The following is a 14522-nucleotide window of genomic DNA, read 5'->3' on the forward strand; positions in this document are numbered from 1 at the left end:
TCAATCCTCCTCCCCGGCCACGGCCATGGCTTCTTCCAGGGTAAAGTTGCCGTTGTAAAGGGCCCGTCCCAGGATGGCACCTTCCACGCCTTCCTTTTCCAGGCCCCGCAGGGCGCGGACGTCGTCCAGGCTGGCAATACCACCGGAGGCAATGACTTTCAGGCCGCTCCTCCTGGCAACCTCCCTGGTGGCGGCAAGATTGGGTCCCTGGAGAGTACCGTCGCGGCTGATATCAGTAAAGATGGCCCGCTTTACCCCCAGGGCAGCCATGCGGCCGGCAAAGTCAAGGGCCCTTTCCTCCACTGTTGCCGCCCAGCCTTCCACGGCTACCATCCCTTCGCGGCTATCAATACCGACGGCCACCTGGTCACCAAAGCGCACAACAGCCTCAGCAACTATCTCCGGGTTGGTGATGGCTACCGTCCCCAGGACGGCCCGGGCCGCCCCAGCAGCGAGCAGGTCTTTAAGGCTTTCCAGGTTGCGGATGCCACCTCCCACCTGGACCGGGATGTGCACCTCTTTGATTATGGCCGCAATAACCTCCATATTCCGCGGCCGGCCGGCGAAGGCCCCGTCCAGGTCCACCACATGGAGCCAGCGGGCGCCCCTGGCCACCCAGCCCCTGGCCACAGCCACCGGGTCGGTGGAGTAGATAGTTTCGGCTTCCGGCCGCCCCTGGTAAAGGCGCACGCAGCGCCCTTCCCGCAGGTCAATGGCAGGCAGAATCAACACGGTTTACCAGCTCCCCAAAGTTTTTTAAAACCTCCAGGCCCCAGCGGCTGCTTTTTTCCGGGTGGAACTGGACCCCGAAGAGGTTATCCCGCTGGATGCTTACGGCAAAGGTTAAACCATAATCCGTAGTACCGGTAACTATGGTTTTATCGGCGGGGTCAATATAATACGAATGGACAAAGTAAAAGTTCGTGCCCGTGGGTACACCCTGGAAAAGCTCTCCGGGCTTTAGCAATTGCACCTGGTTCCAGCCCATGTGGGGAACCTTAAACCCTGGCGGTAGGCGTTTAACTTCGCCCGGTAAAAGGTTTAGACCTTCCACCGGACCCCCTTCTTCACTGGTGCTGAAGAGGAGCTGCAACCCCAGGCAAATGCCCAGGAAGGGTACACCCCGCCGCACAACTTTCCGGATGGCTTCCACCAGGCCCCTCTCCTGCAAGTTGGCCATGGCGTCGGCAAAGGCTCCCACGCCGGGCAGGATAACGCCGGGAGCAGCAAGCACTACCTCCGGGTCAGAGGTTATCTCCGCCGGGTAACCTAGTTTGGCCAGGGCCTTCTGAACGCTCAAGAGATTGCCCATACCGTAATCGATAATAGCTAACGGCCGCATTTTGCTTCCTCCGCAAATAACTTTGTCGCAGGCTGGTATTGTCTAACCCTTATCAGTCCAGGCTACCCTTGGTAGAAGGGGGACCTTCTACCCGGGGATCGCGGCTGGCGGCCTCCCTGATGGCCCGGCCCAGGGCTTTAAAGAGGGCCTCGGCGACATGATGGCCGTTGCGCCCGGCAAGCTTTTGCACGTGGAGGGTCAGGCGGCTGTGGTTAACAAAAGCCCGCAGGAATTCCTCCAGCAGTTCTGTCTCCAGGCTGCCGATCCGGCCCGGGGGCAGGTCCAGGTTACAAGCAAGGTAGGGCCGGCCGCTGAAGTCCAGGGCCACCTGGACCAGGGCCTCATCCATGGGTACCAGGGCGCTGCCGTAGCGATTAATCCCGGCTTTATCGCCCAGGGCCTTTTTGATGGCCTCTCCCAGGCAGATACCGATATCTTCCACAGTATGGTGATTGTCAACTTCCAGGTCGCCCTCAGCCCAGATTTTCAGGTCCAGGAGGCCATGGCGGGCCAGCTGGGCCAGCAGGTGATCAAAAAAAGGGATACCGCTGCTCCCCTGCCATTTGCCGCTGCCGTCCAGGTCGAGCTTAACGCGAATGCTGGTTTCTGTGGTCTGACGCTCAATCAAGGCCTCGCGACTCATTTTCTATCCCCTTCCTCCAGCCGCAGCTCAATGGCCCGGGCATGACCTTCCAGGCCTTCGGCCCGGGCCAGGGCCTGGATCAAACTCCCGGCCGCCTTCAGGTAGGCGGGACCGGCGGCAATGAGGCTGCTTTTCTTCATAAAAGTAGCGACACTTAAAGGTGAATAAAACCTGGCCGTGCCGCCGGTAGGTAAAACATGGCTGGGCCCGGCCCAGTAGTCCCCCAGGGGCTCGGAACTGTAAGGCCCCAGGAAAATCGCCCCGGCATTTTCCACCCGGCCCAGCCAGGACCAGGGTTCGGTCACGTACAGTTCCAGGTGCTCTGGCGCCAGGGCATTGGCCAGCTCCAGGGCGGCCTCCAGATGGGGCACTACCACGGCCGCACCATAATTTGCCAGGGAACGGGCGGCTATCTCCCGCCGGGGCAGGGTCTCCAGCTGGCGGGCTACTTCCTCTACCACCGCCCGGGCCAGGCCGGCTTCCGGCGTGATCAGGACCGCGCCGGCCAGGGTGTCGTGCTCGGCCTGGGAGAGAAGGTCGGCCGCCACCCAGTCCGGCCGGGCGTATGCATCAGCAATGACCACGATTTCACTGGGCCCCGCCAGCATATCTATATCAACTGCCCCATAGACTTCCTTCTTGGCCAGGGTAACATAAATATTTCCCGGGCCGGCAATCTTATCCACCGGGGCCACTGCTTCCGTCCCGTAGGCCAGGGCGGCCACGGCCTGGGCCCCGCCCATTTTATAGATCTCCCTTACCCCGGCCTCGGCTGCCGCCACCAGGAGCAGGGGCGGCAGGGTACCGTCCCGCCGCGGTGGCGTCGCCAGGGCTATTTCCTCAACCCCGGCCACCCGGGCCGGTACGGCGGTCATTAATACCGACGAAGGATAAGCAGCCGTACCGCCGGGTACGTAAAGGCCCACCCGCTTTAAAGGACGGCAGATCTGGCCCAGGATGGTGCCGCTGGCATCCGCCTCCATCCAGGAACCCCGCAGCTCACGGCGGTGGTAGGCGGCAATATTATCCCGGGCCTTTTGAATGGCCTCCCGCAGTTCAGGAGTAACGGCTTCATAAGCAGCCTTAATCTCCCCGGTCGTCACGCGAAAACCGACCTTTTTTAGATCAACTCCATCCAGCTCGCGGGTGTAACGTTCTACGGCTGCCTGGCCTTCCGCCCTGACAGCGGTAATAATATCCCGTACCCTCGCGGCTACATCGATCTGGGCCAGCAGCCGGCCGGCCCAGCGGCGCCGCACTTCTTCACCCTCAAGAACAGGTAGCAATCCCGGCACCCCCTTGAGCAGCCGCCCGCTTTAAGGCTTCTATTACAGGCCGCAGGCGCTGGTAATTGATCCGGTAACTAACCCGGTTGGCAATCAAACGAGCGGTGGAGGGAAAAATGGGGACCACTTCTACCAGGTCATTTTCCCTTAAGGTTCGCCCGGTAGATACAATATCCACAATCAGGTCGGCCAGTCCCACCAGGGGGGCCAGCTCGATATTGCCATGGAGCTTGATTATTTCTACCGGCAAGCCTCGCTCCTGGAAAAAGGTTGCTGCTACCCTGGGAAACTTGGTGGCCACCCGGCGGCTACCGGCCAGCAGGTTTTCCAGGGACCGGCCTGCTTCTTCCCAGCGCTGCCGAGGCGCGGCTACGACAAAACGGCAATAACCAAAACCCAGGTCCACCAGCTCAAAGACATCGGCCCCGGCCTCCGCCAGGGTATCCTTGCCGACAATCCCCAGATCGGCAGCCCCGTGTTCTACATAGGTCGGCACGTCCGTGGGACGGCAGATGACATAACGCACCCGGTCGGCAGGGAAAGCAAAGACCAGCTGCCGTGCTCCGGTGGCCACGCCCTCTACCGGGAGCCCGGCCTTACGCAATAATTGCAAGGCGTCTTCGCCCAGCTTGCCCTTGGGCAAGGCCAGCGTCAGCAAGTCGGTGACCATTTAAAAGTTCCTCCGAAAATCTTAAGCTAATCCACCCAAACCAGGGCCAACCCCCGGGCGGCGGCCCGGGCTGCTGCTTCCTGGCGGTTTTGACTTCCCCCATCTATAATTACCATTACCCCCGGCCGGCGCAATTCTCGTGCCCGGCGCAAAACAGCCGCCAGGTCCCGGCCGGCCACCAGGTAACCACCCTGCCCGCCTCCCTGCCCTTCGCCCCGGGCCATGAGCACCCGCTCCAGTCCCAGGGCAAAGCCGGTGGCTGGGCAGGGGTAACCAAACTGGCCCACCAGGCCATCGTAGCGCCCGCCGCCGCAGACGGGTACTCCCAGGCCCGGTACATAACCTTCAAAAACGATACCGGTGTAATAATCAAAATCCCGTAAAATACCCAGGTCAATGAAGAGCCACTTTTCCAGCCCGTAAGCTGTCAGCGCCTGCCATACTTCTTCCAGGCCGGCCAGGGCAGCGGCTGCTCCGGTCTGGATAAAATTGGCCCGGGCTTCCTCCAGGGCCTCTTTACCGCCATGTAAAGTGGCGAGGAGTTCCAGCTGCCGCCTCTTCAACCCCGTAAGACTATACTCGTCGACAAGCCGCTCCAGCCCCACCAGGTCCTTGCCGGCCAGGGCTACTTTAATCCTCGCCACCGCCTCCCGGGGCAGGTCCAGGTCCTGGAGTACGCCCTTGGTGACGGCCACCTGGCCAATGCCTAAACGAAAGTCCTTCAAGCCGGCCTTTAACAAGGTTTCTACCGCCAGGGCAATAATCTCCCCATCGGCCGCCACACCCCCGGCACCGATGAGTTCCACCCCGGCCTGGTGAAATTCCCGCAGGCGCCCGGCCTGGGGTTCTTCATAGCGAAATACCCTGGCGCTGTAACACAGGCGTAACGGTAAGGCCTCACGCCGTAACGATGTAGCCACCAGGCGGGCAATAGGGGCCGTCATCTCCGGCCGTAAGGCGAGAACCCGTCCCTCGCGGTCGATAAATTTGTAGAGGCTCCCTTCATCCCCAGCGGGAGAGCCGGCCTGAAAAGTTTCCACAAATTCAAAAGTCGGGGTCAGCACTTCCTGGTAACCCCAACTTTGAAAGAAAGCCACCAGTTCCTGCTCCAGTTCCCTGAGGGCAGCTGCCTCTGCCGGCAGCAGGTCCCGCACCCCCGCCGGTACCTGGAGATTATTCCAGTTGCCGGCCACTACCTTCACTCCATTGCTTTATCATGTTAACGTATTAACGTAATAATAGCACAGGGAACGACCTCTTGACAAAAACCGCCAGCCACGTCCAGAGGCCGGCAAGTCTGATTAAACCTCTTTATCTCCAGCCGGTTATCCATGGCGTCAAATTACTCCCTTTTATCCAGGCGATCCAGGATGAGGTTGTAGCCGTCGGCGCCATAGTTTAAAAAACGCTTGACCCGGCTGATGGTGGCTGTACTGGCCCCTGTAGCGGCGGCAATGGCCGCATAGGTAACCCCCTGGCGTAAGTAGCGGGCTACGGCCAGGCGCTGGGCCATGGCCTTGATTTCAGCGGTAGTACACAGGTCTTCAAAGAAGCGGTAGCATTCATCCAGGTTCTCCAGGGCTAAAATAGCGCGGAACAGTTCATCAACCTGGGGGTCCTGCAACTTATCCCGGCCCATAGCATACCCTCCCCCTATATCATGTGAGAGGTGGGAAGTGAGAGGTGAGAAGTCAACAAGTTTAGCTTTCTATGCGATAATTAAAAACTTCGCCATGCACCTGGTTTTTCCTTCAACCAATCAACCTGGTCAGCCACTCTGTCACCGGGCCAAAAACCCGGGCTAAAAGTTTTGCCGGGTTGGGGACAGGTAAATTTAAAGCCAGGGCCAGGCTTAAAGCCAGACCCAGGGACCAGACGATACCCATGACGGTCAGTTCCCGCCAGTACTTTTTCTCCCAGAGCTTCGGAGCATCCAGGTAAGCGATGACCAGGAAAGCCAGGATAATTAAAATGAGCATTCCATCACTCCTACCTGGTACTGCCCTGAGTGGCGCCCTTGCCGCCAATATCCAGGGTTTTACCTGGTGTCCTGTTGGTCATTCCCAGCCGGTTCAGATACAAATCCACCTTAACCTGGATTTTAGCACGGGTAAACTCTTCGTTCCAGCGGTCCTGGACCTGGCGCCAGTAGCGAACGTTGCTGCGGTGCAGGGTTTCGCCAAGACCAAAGATGTCCGCCCGGATTTCCTGCTGGGCCTTATGCACGGCAGCCAGGACCCGCTCTTCCACGGCCCTGTTGACAGCCTCCTGAATGGCCAGCAAATGTTCCGACCGGTCGGGGTTCAGGCTAACTGTAGCTTCCGTTAAGTCACAGTTGCCCCGGATTTCTACGTTAAAAGTTACCTGGCTGCCTTCAACCCGGGGTTTAACCTCCGTAGAGGCGCGGTGAAAAATCACCGAGGCCTGGCCCTGGGTTCTGGCCCGGGCTTGATTCTGGGAAGGGTTTTGCCCCTGCCCCTCTACCGGCCCGGCAGGCTGTCCCTGCCCCTGGTCCGGTGTAATAGTTTGACCCCTTTTCTGCCCCTGCTCCTGCCCCGGGAAATTACCCCCGGTCGGTATTGACAAAGTTACGGTAATAACCCCCTCCCTTACTTCCCCCCGCAGCCACATGAGGCCGTTGATCTCCCTTTCATCCAGCCAGCTGATTAAACGGTCATCGCGGAAAGCCCCGGCACCTTTAATGACTACGGCCTCGGGTTGGTTCTTTTTCCCCTCCTCCTTGTTACCGCCCTTCTGGCCCTTATCATCATCACCGCCTCTCGCCTCGCGGCTTTCCTGCTCCGGCGTCGGCGTCATTACCACCAGGGGCAGGGCGGGGTTATCTCCCGGCGCCTCCCACATGGCAAGAAGATCCTTTAGTTCCACTTTAAAGGTGGTCCGGTTGCGCAAAATACCGGTTAAAATCGTCCCGGGCATTAATTCAATGCCCGGCGGCACTTCCAGTACTTTACGGGCTTCGCCCCGGGTAATCAATACCGGTGTCGTCAGCCGCATCTGGCGCTCGCGGGTAAAGAGGTCCAGGTAATGAAGCCCCTGCCGGGCCAGCTCCTCACCAAGAATCAACACCCGGTTCTGGGCCCATAAAAGACGCCGCGGCACCAAACTTTCCAGCCGCCGGGTTGCCTGGGCAAAGTCGCTGCCGGTGGCGCTGATAACTTCCCCTACTTTATCCGGTTCCCCACCGCCACCACCACCCATGGACGGCCCGCCAGCTATGGCCCGGGGGATAACTATATAAACGCTCAGGCGTACCAGGTCCCCTGGGGCGGCATCCAGAGCCACGGCCATGACAATGGCCAGCTCTTCAATCTCATGACGGCTCCAGCAGCCCGCAAGCACGGGTAACATAAGAGCCAGTAAAAGAAGGGCCAGGGTTAAACGCAGCCGGGCCTTCATATCCCCGTCCTCCTTTTACCTCGAAGCCAGGCCATTATGAGCAAAAATAAGGGTAAAATAAGCTGCCAGGTCAGGGTCCACCCTGGTTCTACCATGAGGAGATCGTGGCGGATCTCGCTGATGTTCCGGTAAAGGAGGGCCGCTACGGCAACATTTAACGCCCCCAGGGGGGCAACCAGGGGTCGGTACTCCTTGAGCCCGGTGACGGTGGCCAAGCCCAGGGCCACTACATAGAGGTTAAGGGTTATTTTGATAAATACCCCCCCTACCCAGATGGCCAGGAACAGGGCTTCGATGCGCTCAAAAAACTGACCCAAAGAGACCACCCGCGCCAGGGCGTAAGCGGCAAAGGTCAGGCGGGCAGCTTCGCAGCAGCCGAAGACAAGAATGGTGCCCATAGTCACCAGGCTGAGGAAAAAGGCTATCCCCAGCAGCCCGCTGACCAGGCTGGCTCTCAGGGCTCGAGGCGGGTTAACGAAGGCACCGAAAGTAGCCAGGATGAATATCTGGCCCAGAAAGCTCCAGGTCACCAGGGCACCCCCCAGAACCGGCCGGAAGCCGTTTTCCAGGACGGGCAAGAGATTGCGGGGCGCCATTTCCGGAGTGGCAAAAAGGAGGACGATGGCAATAAAGGCCACCATCAGAGGCAGGATAAAGTCCGTGCACCTGGCGATGACCTCCAGACCGTTGCGGGCGGCATAGACGGCCACGGCGACGATACTGAGGCTGAAGAATAAAGCCGGCGTTTCCGGCATAACCGCCGTGACCAGGAACTCGCTGAACTCCCGGATGACTACCGCATCCAGCAGGAAAAAGGCCAGGACAAAGATAAAGGCTACTATTTTACCCGCCACAGGGCCTAAAATCAGCTCGCAGTACTGGAAAAGGGTATGGTGGGGGAAACGCTGGGCCAGCAGGTAGACAACCAGCGCCACTGCGGCGGCAGCCAGGGTGGCCACTATGACCGACAACCAGGCGTCCTGGTGCGCCCGCAAAGCCAGCAAAGCCGGCAAAAAAAGGATGGCTGTAGGCAGGATGGCAAACCACAGCATGACCGCCGCCTGGCGGGGACTGATATAGCCTTCTTCCCGCATCTTCAGGACCGGCCCTCCTCCGGCGGGGGATTGGAGCTGGCTGGCGGGGTGGGCTTTAGCCCGGCTCCCTGACGCACCGGATCGCGATAACCGATCTGGCTGGGCCGGGAGTTCATGGCCCAGCGTGGTGTTCGGATCAGGACGTCTTTAAAATCGCTAAAATTCCAGGGGGTGACGGGCGCCAGGTAGGGTACCCCGAAGGAACGTAAGGTATTAAGATGTACCAAGATGGCCAGCAACCCCAGCATAATACCGTAAAAGCCCAGGGTGCCGGCCAGGACGAGCATGATAAAACGCAGGAGGCGCAGGGTGATGGCCATGGCGAAGGACGGGAGGGCAAAAGAGCTGATCCCCGTCAGGGCTACGACAATTACCATGGCTGGGGACACCAGGCCGGCGCTCACAGCCGCTTCCCCAATAACCAAAGCCCCAACAATGCTTACCGCCTGGCCAACTTGCCTTGGCAGGCGCACGCCGGCTTCCCGCAGGAGTTCAAAACTAAGTTCCATGATCAACGCTTCTACTACAGCCGGGAAAGGTATGCCTTCCCGCTGTGAGGCCAGCCTTATCAGGAGGTTGGTAGGTAACATTTCCTGATGAAAAGTGCTGGCAGCTACATAGAAAGCCGGCAGGAGCAGGGCTACATTCAGGGCGATAAAACGACCCAGCCGCAGGAAACTGGAAAGGTAATAGCGTTCATAGTAGTCTTCACTGGACTGGATAAACTGGATAAAAAGGGTCGGTACGATGAGGGCAAAGGGAGTATTATCCACCAGGATGCCCACCCGGCCTTCCAGCAGGGCGGCCACCACCTTGTCCGGCCGTTCCGTATGGTCGATCTGGGGAAAGGGGGAAGTAGGGTTATCTTCTATAAGTTCCTCAATGTAGGCGCTTTCCAGGATACCATCAATTTGAATCCGCTCCAGCCGCTGGCGCACTTCCCGGACTACCGCCGGGTCGGCCAGGTCTTCTATATAGGTGATGACAATATTAGTCATGGTATAGCGGCCCAGGCAAACAAGTTCCATTTTGAGGGACGGAGTTTTCAACCTGCGCCGGAGGAGGGCGGTATTAGTGCGTAAGCTCTCAATGAAGCTTTCCCGTGGGCCCCGGACCACGCTCTCGGTAATGGGATCATCAATAGCACGGTGTTCCCAGGAACGGGTGCTTAAGGCCAGGCCTTTATTATACCCATCCAGGAGCAGGACCGTATCCCCGTCCAGGACGTGTTTAACCACGGCCCCCATGTTATCAACTACGGCCACATCCGTCATGGGCATGACGGTTTCCATAACCGCGGCCAGGTCCCGGGTTTTGTCTGCCAGGTCCCGGGCCAGCTGCGGAGGTGCCTGCTGCAGGGTGCGCATCAGGGTATCTTCAATGAGCTTTTTGTCGGCCAGGCCGTCGATATAAAAAAGGGCTGCTTTAATAGCCTGGCCGAGGTAAAAATCGCGGTTGACGACATCGCTGCATTTGGCAAAGATTCTCTGCAGCTGTTCCAGGTTGAGCTTCAGTTCGGCAGTGAGCTGGTATTCCTCCAGGGGCGGGTAAGGTGCCTTTTGAGCCTTACTACCCTTGGAATGACCCTTGTTATCCTGCTTTCCTGAAGGCTGCCGGCGGCGGAAAAGAGCCGCCCTTAAGGGCTTGCGGTAAGGACCGGGCAAAGTTCCTCCCTCCTTTAAGTGGAAGCCGGTTAATACCAGCACTGGATAGCTTTTACCGGGGGAGGAAACATTATGCATAAGTCGCCGCATCTCGATTGGGCAGCTAGAGATATGCGGTTTGAAATTGGCCTGTTTAAAAATGACTAAAAGCGCCAGTTTTGGCTCACACTGACTGTAAGGACAATGTGTTTTGATGGGGAGTTGATTTTTTTGGCCGGTGAGACAAAGATTTTGGTGGTTTTCTACAGCCTCTACGGTAATACGGCTAAACTTGCCCGGGCTGTAGGGGCCGGGGTTACAGAAATACCCGGCTGCACTGCCATCTTGAAGCGGGTCCCGGAAACCATGCCGCGGGAAACCCTGCAGCAGCTTGAGAAATCGGCGGCTTATCAAAAGGCCCAGGAGGAAATGAAGGACATTTCCATAGCCACCCTGGAAGACCTCCAGGATGTCGATGGGGTAATCTTCGGCAGCCCCAGCCACTTTGGTAATGCCGCGGCCCAGTTAAAACAATTTATCGATGCTACTGTTCCTTTATGGGGTAAAGGTCAACTGGCCGGTAAAGTTGGGGGTGTCTTCTGTACCTCGGGTAGCATTCACGGGGGTAACGAAGCTACTCTTATTTCCATGCTCCTGCCCCTGCTCCATCACGGCATGATTATCGTCGGCCGGACCTATGAAGATTTTAGCCTGGTCAACGCCGGAACTCCCTACGGAGCTTCCGCCACCTCCGGTCCCAACCATGACCAGCCGCCCACGGACCAGGACCAGGTCATCGCCCGTTCCCTGGGTAAACGTATTGCCACGGTGGCTCAGAAGCTAAAGGGGTAGTCATTCTTCGCACCATGCAGGCGAATATCCGGATAAAATGCAATAAGCCCGGCAAATCAATTGCCGGGTGCTTATTTTATAGCGATTTACAGGGCCCGGTAACCAATATCGCGGCGGTAGTGCATGCCCGCAAAATTGATGGCCTTTATACCGGCATAAACGCGGTCCAGGGCGGCCTGTAAATTTTCACCTCGAGCAGTAACACATAATACCCGTCCCCCGGCAGTTACTACCTGACCGTCCACCAGAGCCGTACCGGCGTGGAAAACCTCCACTCCAGGCGGCACTGCCTCCAGCCCCGTAATGACTTCACCCCTGGCATAAGGTCCGGGATAACCGCCGGCCGCCAGGACCACCCCGGCTGCCGCCCCCGGGCACCAGTCAATCTTTGTTCCGGCCAGCTCACCGTTTATGGTAGCCAGCATCAGTTCCACCAGGTCGCTCTGTAAAAGCAGCATCAAGGGCTGGGTTTCCGGATCGCCAAAACGACAGTTAAATTCCAGGACTTTAGGCCCCTCGCGGGTGAGCATCAGCCCGGCGTAGAGGACGCCGCGGTAGGGGCAGCCGGCCGCGGCCATAGCCCGGACTGTAGGCCGGAGTATCTTTTCTTCTACCTCCCCGGCTATTTCCGGAGTGTAAAAGGGGACAGGGGCGTAGGCGCCCATGCCGCCGGTATTGGGGCCGGTATCTCCTTCCCCCACCCGCTTGTGGTCCTGGGAAGGCAAGAGGGGGATCACTGTTTCCCCGTCGCAGAGGGCCAGGATGCTGACCTCTTCGCCTTCCAGGTGCTCTTCAATAATCACCCGCTGCCCGGCAGGGCCAAACCGGCCGCCGAACATGGCCGTTACCGCTTCCCTGGCCGTGGCCGTGTCCGGAGCCACCACCACTCCCTTGCCGGCGGCCAGGCCGTCGGCCTTGACGACCACCGGGCCGGGATGTTCCTCCAGGTAGGCCAGGGCTGCCCCGGCCTCCATAAAGGCGGTATGGCGGGCCGTAGGGATGCCCGCCGCCTGCATTAACTCTTTGGCAAAAATCTTGCTCCCTTCCAGCCGGGCCGCCGCCCGGGAGGGGCCAAAAACAGGTAACCCTGCGGCCTGGAAGGCATCGACAATGCCGGCCACCAGGGGTGCTTCGGGGCCCACGACGGTAAGATCGATGCCTGCCTGGCGGGCAAAGGCCAAGAGACCCTCAATATCATCGGCGGCAATGGGCACACAATTAGCCAATCCGGCAATGCCGGCATTACCCGGCGCGCAATAGATTTCTGTAACCCGGGGACACCGGGCAATCTTCCACACCAGGGCGTGTTCCCGCCCGCCGCCGCCGACTACCAGGATGCGCATTTAATAGTACCTCCTTTAATGCCGGAAATGGCGGATGCCGGTAAACACCATGGCTATACTAGCGGCATCGGCTGCTTTGATGGACTCTTCGTCGCGGACGGAGCCGCCGGGCTGGATGATGGCTGTAATCCCGGCCTTAGCTGCCAGTTCCACTGTGTCGCTGAAGGGGAAGAAGGCATCAGAAGCCAGGACAGCCCCTTTCGCCCGGGCCCCGGCCTGCTCCAGGGCGATGTGCGCCGCGCCGACCCGGTTCATCTGGCCGGCACCAATGCCCAAAGTAACGCCGTCCTTAGCCACCACAATGGCGTTGGACTTGACGTGCTTCACCACCTGCCAGGCAAAGAGTAAATCCTCCATCTCCCTTGCTTCGGGTTTACGGGCCGTTACCACCTTGAGGTGCTCGGGGTCGAGGACATGGTAATCCGGCTCCTGGACCAGGAAGCCGCCGCTGACGGGCCTTACCTGGTATTCCTGGACGCGGTAGGCAGCCCTCTCGTCTGCAGCAAGCAAGCGCAGGTTGGGTTTGCTTTTAAGAATCTCCAGGGCTTCCGGGGTAAAATCAGGGGCGATGACAGCTTCCAGGAATATCTCCGTCATTTCCCTGGCTGTAGCGGCATCCACCGTCCGGTTCAGGGCGACGATGCCGCCAAAGGCGGAAACAGGATCGGCCGCGTAGGCCAGGCGGTAGGCCTGGGATGGAGTTGTAGCCCGGGCCACGCCGCAGGGATTGGTGTGCTTGATGATAGCCGCTACCGGCTCTTTAAAGTCAGAGGCCAGGTTCCAGGCAGCGTCCAGGTCCATGAGGTTGTTGTAAGAAAGCTCCTTGCCCTGGAGCTGCCGCGCCCCGGCCAGGCTGCCGGGGGATACGGCGGGCAAACGATAAAAAGCGGCCTGCTGGTGAGGATTCTCACCATAACGAAGGTCCTGGACCTTCTCGCCGCTGAGGATAAAGTGAACAGGAAAAGGCTCTTCATTGCGGATAAGGCGCTGGAAATAGGCGGCAATGGCCGCATCGTAAGCAGCCGTGTGGGCGAAGGCCGCCGCCGCCAGGCGCCGCCGGGTGGCCGTGCTTAAATTCCCCTTCTCCCGCAGTTCGGCCAGCACCTCGCTGTAGCTGGCCGGGTCAACGACCACCGCCACTCTCTCGTGATTCTTGGCTGCTGCCCGGACCATCGTTGGGCCGCCGATGTCGATGTTTTCAATGGCCTCTTCCGGCGTTACCCCTGGCCGGGCAATGGTTTCCCGGAAGGGGTAGAGGTTGACCACCACCAGGTCAATGGGCTGAATGCCCTGCTCCTGGAGCTGATCCAGGTGTTCCGGCGTCGGCCGGGCCAGGATACCCCCATGGATTTTAGGGTGGAGGGTTTTGACACGGCCGTCAAGGATCTCAGGAAAACCGGTAACGGCTGCGACTTCGGTAACGGGCAAACCGGCTGCGGTCAAGGTGCGGGCGGTACCGCCGGTAGAGATAAGCTCCCATCCCAGCTCTACCAGCCCCCGGGCCAGATCCACCAGGCCGGTCTTGTCGGAAACACTAAGAAGCGCCCTTTTCGGCATATGTATAGCTCGCCTCCTATGAAAATAACTCGACTTGCCGCCATGAGCGGCTCCTTCAAATTTTCACTGCGACCCGCCGGCCGTGGAGTTCTACCCTGCCTTCGGCCAGCCATTTGATAACCTCGGGGTAAAGGCGGTGTTCTTCCACCAGGATGCGGGCCGCCAGGGTTTCCGGGGTGTCGTCGTCCTTTACCGGTACCACCGCCTGGGCGATGATGGGGCCCGTATCGGTGCCGGCGTCAACAAAGTGGACGGTGCAGCCGGAAAACTTGACACCGTATTCCCAGGCCTGGCGCTGGGCGTTGAGGCCGGGAAAGGCCGGCAGCAGGGCCGGGTGGATGTTGATTACCGCCCCCGGAAACTGATCGAGAAAATCCTGGCTGAGGAGCCGCATAAAGCCGGCCAGGACTACCAGCTTTACCCCCTCTTTTTTCAAGACCGCCGCCAGGGCCCGGTCATAGGCCTGGCGGGATGGGTATTCCCGGGGTACGAGGCAACAGGCCTTGAGCCCCCGCTGCCGGGCCAGTTCCAGGGCACGGGCTTCCGGGCGGTCGCTGATGACCACCTGGATGCGGGCGGGGATGCGGCCGGCAGCTATAGCGTCGGCAATGGCCTCCATGTTGCTGCCCCGGCCGGAAACCAGGATGCCTATCGGTAAAGGTGCTGCAACCATTC

At 59.4% G+C, this 14522-nt stretch carries 15 protein-coding genes; 1 reads left to right on the plus strand and 14 read right to left on the minus strand.

Annotated features, from left to right (window positions below; all coding sequences use genetic code 11):
* From hisA to E308F_RS01225, 11 genes are all read right to left on the minus strand, one after another.
* A complete protein-coding gene (gene hisA, locus E308F_RS01175) occupies nt 1–732 on the minus strand; it encodes a 1-(5-phosphoribosyl)-5-[(5-phosphoribosylamino)methylideneamino]imidazole-4-carboxamide isomerase (RefSeq protein ID WP_141262858.1) in 732 nt (243 codons plus the stop codon).
* On the minus strand, nt 710–1342 hold the full coding sequence (hisH, locus tag E308F_RS01180) for an imidazole glycerol phosphate synthase subunit HisH (RefSeq protein ID WP_141262859.1): 633 nt from the start codon (nt 1340–1342) through the stop codon (nt 710–712). The genes hisA and hisH overlap by 23 nt, the downstream gene beginning before the upstream one ends.
* Before the next feature lie 52 nt (nt 1343–1394).
* Nucleotides 1395–1985 (minus strand): imidazoleglycerol-phosphate dehydratase HisB, encoded by a 591-nt coding sequence (gene hisB, locus E308F_RS01185; RefSeq protein ID WP_141262860.1) that lies wholly within the window; start codon nt 1983–1985, stop codon nt 1395–1397.
* Nucleotides 1982–3244: a histidinol dehydrogenase gene (hisD, locus tag E308F_RS01190; RefSeq protein ID WP_373995950.1), complete on the minus strand. Its 1263-nt coding sequence runs from the start codon at nt 3242–3244 to the stop codon at nt 1982–1984. The genes hisB and hisD overlap by 4 nt, the downstream gene beginning before the upstream one ends.
* Before the next feature lie 10 nt (nt 3245–3254).
* Entirely contained in the window at nt 3255–3941 is a 687-nt protein-coding gene (gene hisG / locus E308F_RS01195) for an ATP phosphoribosyltransferase (RefSeq protein ID WP_141262862.1), read from the minus strand.
* A 26-nt stretch (nt 3942–3967) separates the two neighbouring features.
* Nucleotides 3968–5134, minus strand: coding sequence for an ATP phosphoribosyltransferase regulatory subunit (hisZ, locus tag E308F_RS01200; protein WP_141262863.1), 1167 nt, complete (start codon nt 5132–5134; stop codon nt 3968–3970).
* Between the two features lie 149 nt (nt 5135–5283).
* A complete protein-coding gene (locus tag E308F_RS01205) occupies nt 5284–5580 on the minus strand; it encodes a YerC/YecD family TrpR-related protein (RefSeq protein ID WP_141262864.1) in 297 nt (98 codons plus the stop codon).
* Nucleotides 5581–5692: 112 nt separating this feature from the next.
* Nucleotides 5693–5920, minus strand: a complete 228-nt coding sequence (locus E308F_RS01210) for a hypothetical protein (protein ID WP_141262865.1) — start codon at nt 5918–5920, stop codon at nt 5693–5695.
* Nucleotides 5921–5930: 10 nt separating this feature from the next.
* Nucleotides 5931–7358 carry a Ger(x)C family spore germination protein gene (locus tag E308F_RS01215; RefSeq protein ID WP_141262866.1) on the minus strand — a complete coding sequence of 476 codons (1428 nt, stop codon included), beginning with the start codon at nt 7356–7358 and terminating at the stop codon, nt 5931–5933.
* Nucleotides 7355–8452: a GerAB/ArcD/ProY family transporter gene (locus tag E308F_RS01220; protein ID WP_141262867.1), complete on the minus strand. Its 1098-nt coding sequence runs from the start codon at nt 8450–8452 to the stop codon at nt 7355–7357. Before E308F_RS01220 ends, E308F_RS01215 begins: the two co-directional genes overlap by 4 nt.
* Nucleotides 8453–8454: 2 nt before the next feature.
* A complete protein-coding gene (locus E308F_RS01225) occupies nt 8455–10116 on the minus strand; it encodes a spore germination protein (RefSeq protein WP_141262868.1) in 1662 nt (553 codons plus the stop codon).
* Between the two features lie 210 nt (nt 10117–10326).
* On the opposite strand from E308F_RS01225, the gene wrbA reads away from it, so the two are divergent.
* Nucleotides 10327–10947, plus strand: coding sequence for an NAD(P)H:quinone oxidoreductase (gene wrbA / locus E308F_RS01230; RefSeq protein WP_216363866.1), 621 nt, complete (start codon nt 10327–10329; stop codon nt 10945–10947).
* Between the two features lie 86 nt (nt 10948–11033).
* Here wrbA and purD read toward each other — a convergent pair whose 3' ends face one another.
* Genes purD through purN form a run of 3 tightly spaced genes read right to left on the minus strand, consistent with a single transcriptional unit; the run spans nt 11034 to nt 14520 of the window.
* Entirely contained in the window at nt 11034–12290 is a 1257-nt protein-coding gene (gene purD / locus E308F_RS01235; protein WP_141262870.1) for a phosphoribosylamine--glycine ligase, read from the minus strand.
* Nucleotides 12291–12305: 15 nt separating this feature from the next.
* The gene (gene purH / locus E308F_RS01240) at nt 12306–13847 is read right to left on the minus strand and encodes a bifunctional phosphoribosylaminoimidazolecarboxamide formyltransferase/IMP cyclohydrolase (RefSeq protein ID WP_141262871.1); all 1542 of its coding nucleotides are present in this window, start codon (nt 13845–13847) and stop codon (nt 12306–12308) included.
* Between the two features lie 55 nt (nt 13848–13902).
* Nucleotides 13903–14520, minus strand: a complete 618-nt coding sequence (gene purN, locus E308F_RS01245) for a phosphoribosylglycinamide formyltransferase (protein WP_141262872.1) — start codon at nt 14518–14520, stop codon at nt 13903–13905.
* Nucleotides 14521–14522: the final 2 nt, after the last annotated feature.

Origin of the sequence: Moorella sp. E308F (assembly GCF_006538365.1) — a bacterium.
Classification (GTDB): Bacteria; Bacillota; DSM-521; order Neomoorellales; family Neomoorellaceae; genus Neomoorella.

Coding starts and splice junctions, on each gene's coding strand:
- hisH (WP_141262859.1), bottom strand. CDS start 1,342: ATGCGGCCGTTAGCTATTATCGATTACGGTATGGGCAATCTCTTGAGC.
- hisB (WP_141262860.1), bottom strand. CDS start 1,985: ATGAGTCGCGAGGCCTTGATTGAGCGTCAGACCACAGAAACCAGCATT.
- hisG (WP_141262862.1), bottom strand. CDS start 3,941: ATGGTCACCGACTTGCTGACGCTGGCCTTGCCCAAGGGCAAGCTGGGC.
- E308F_RS01205 (WP_141262864.1), bottom strand. CDS start 5,580: ATGGGCCGGGATAAGTTGCAGGACCCCCAGGTTGATGAACTGTTCCGC.
- E308F_RS01210 (WP_141262865.1), bottom strand. CDS start 5,920: ATGCTCATTTTAATTATCCTGGCTTTCCTGGTCATCGCTTACCTGGAT.
- E308F_RS01215 (WP_141262866.1), bottom strand. CDS start 7,358: ATGAAGGCCCGGCTGCGTTTAACCCTGGCCCTTCTTTTACTGGCTCTT.
- E308F_RS01220 (WP_141262867.1), bottom strand. CDS start 8,452: ATGCGGGAAGAAGGCTATATCAGTCCCCGCCAGGCGGCGGTCATGCTG.
- purD (WP_141262870.1), bottom strand. CDS start 12,290: ATGCGCATCCTGGTAGTCGGCGGCGGCGGGCGGGAACACGCCCTGGTG.
- purH (WP_141262871.1), bottom strand. CDS start 13,847: ATGCCGAAAAGGGCGCTTCTTAGTGTTTCCGACAAGACCGGCCTGGTG.
- purN (WP_141262872.1), bottom strand. CDS start 14,520: ATGGTTGCAGCACCTTTACCGATAGGCATCCTGGTTTCCGGCCGGGGC.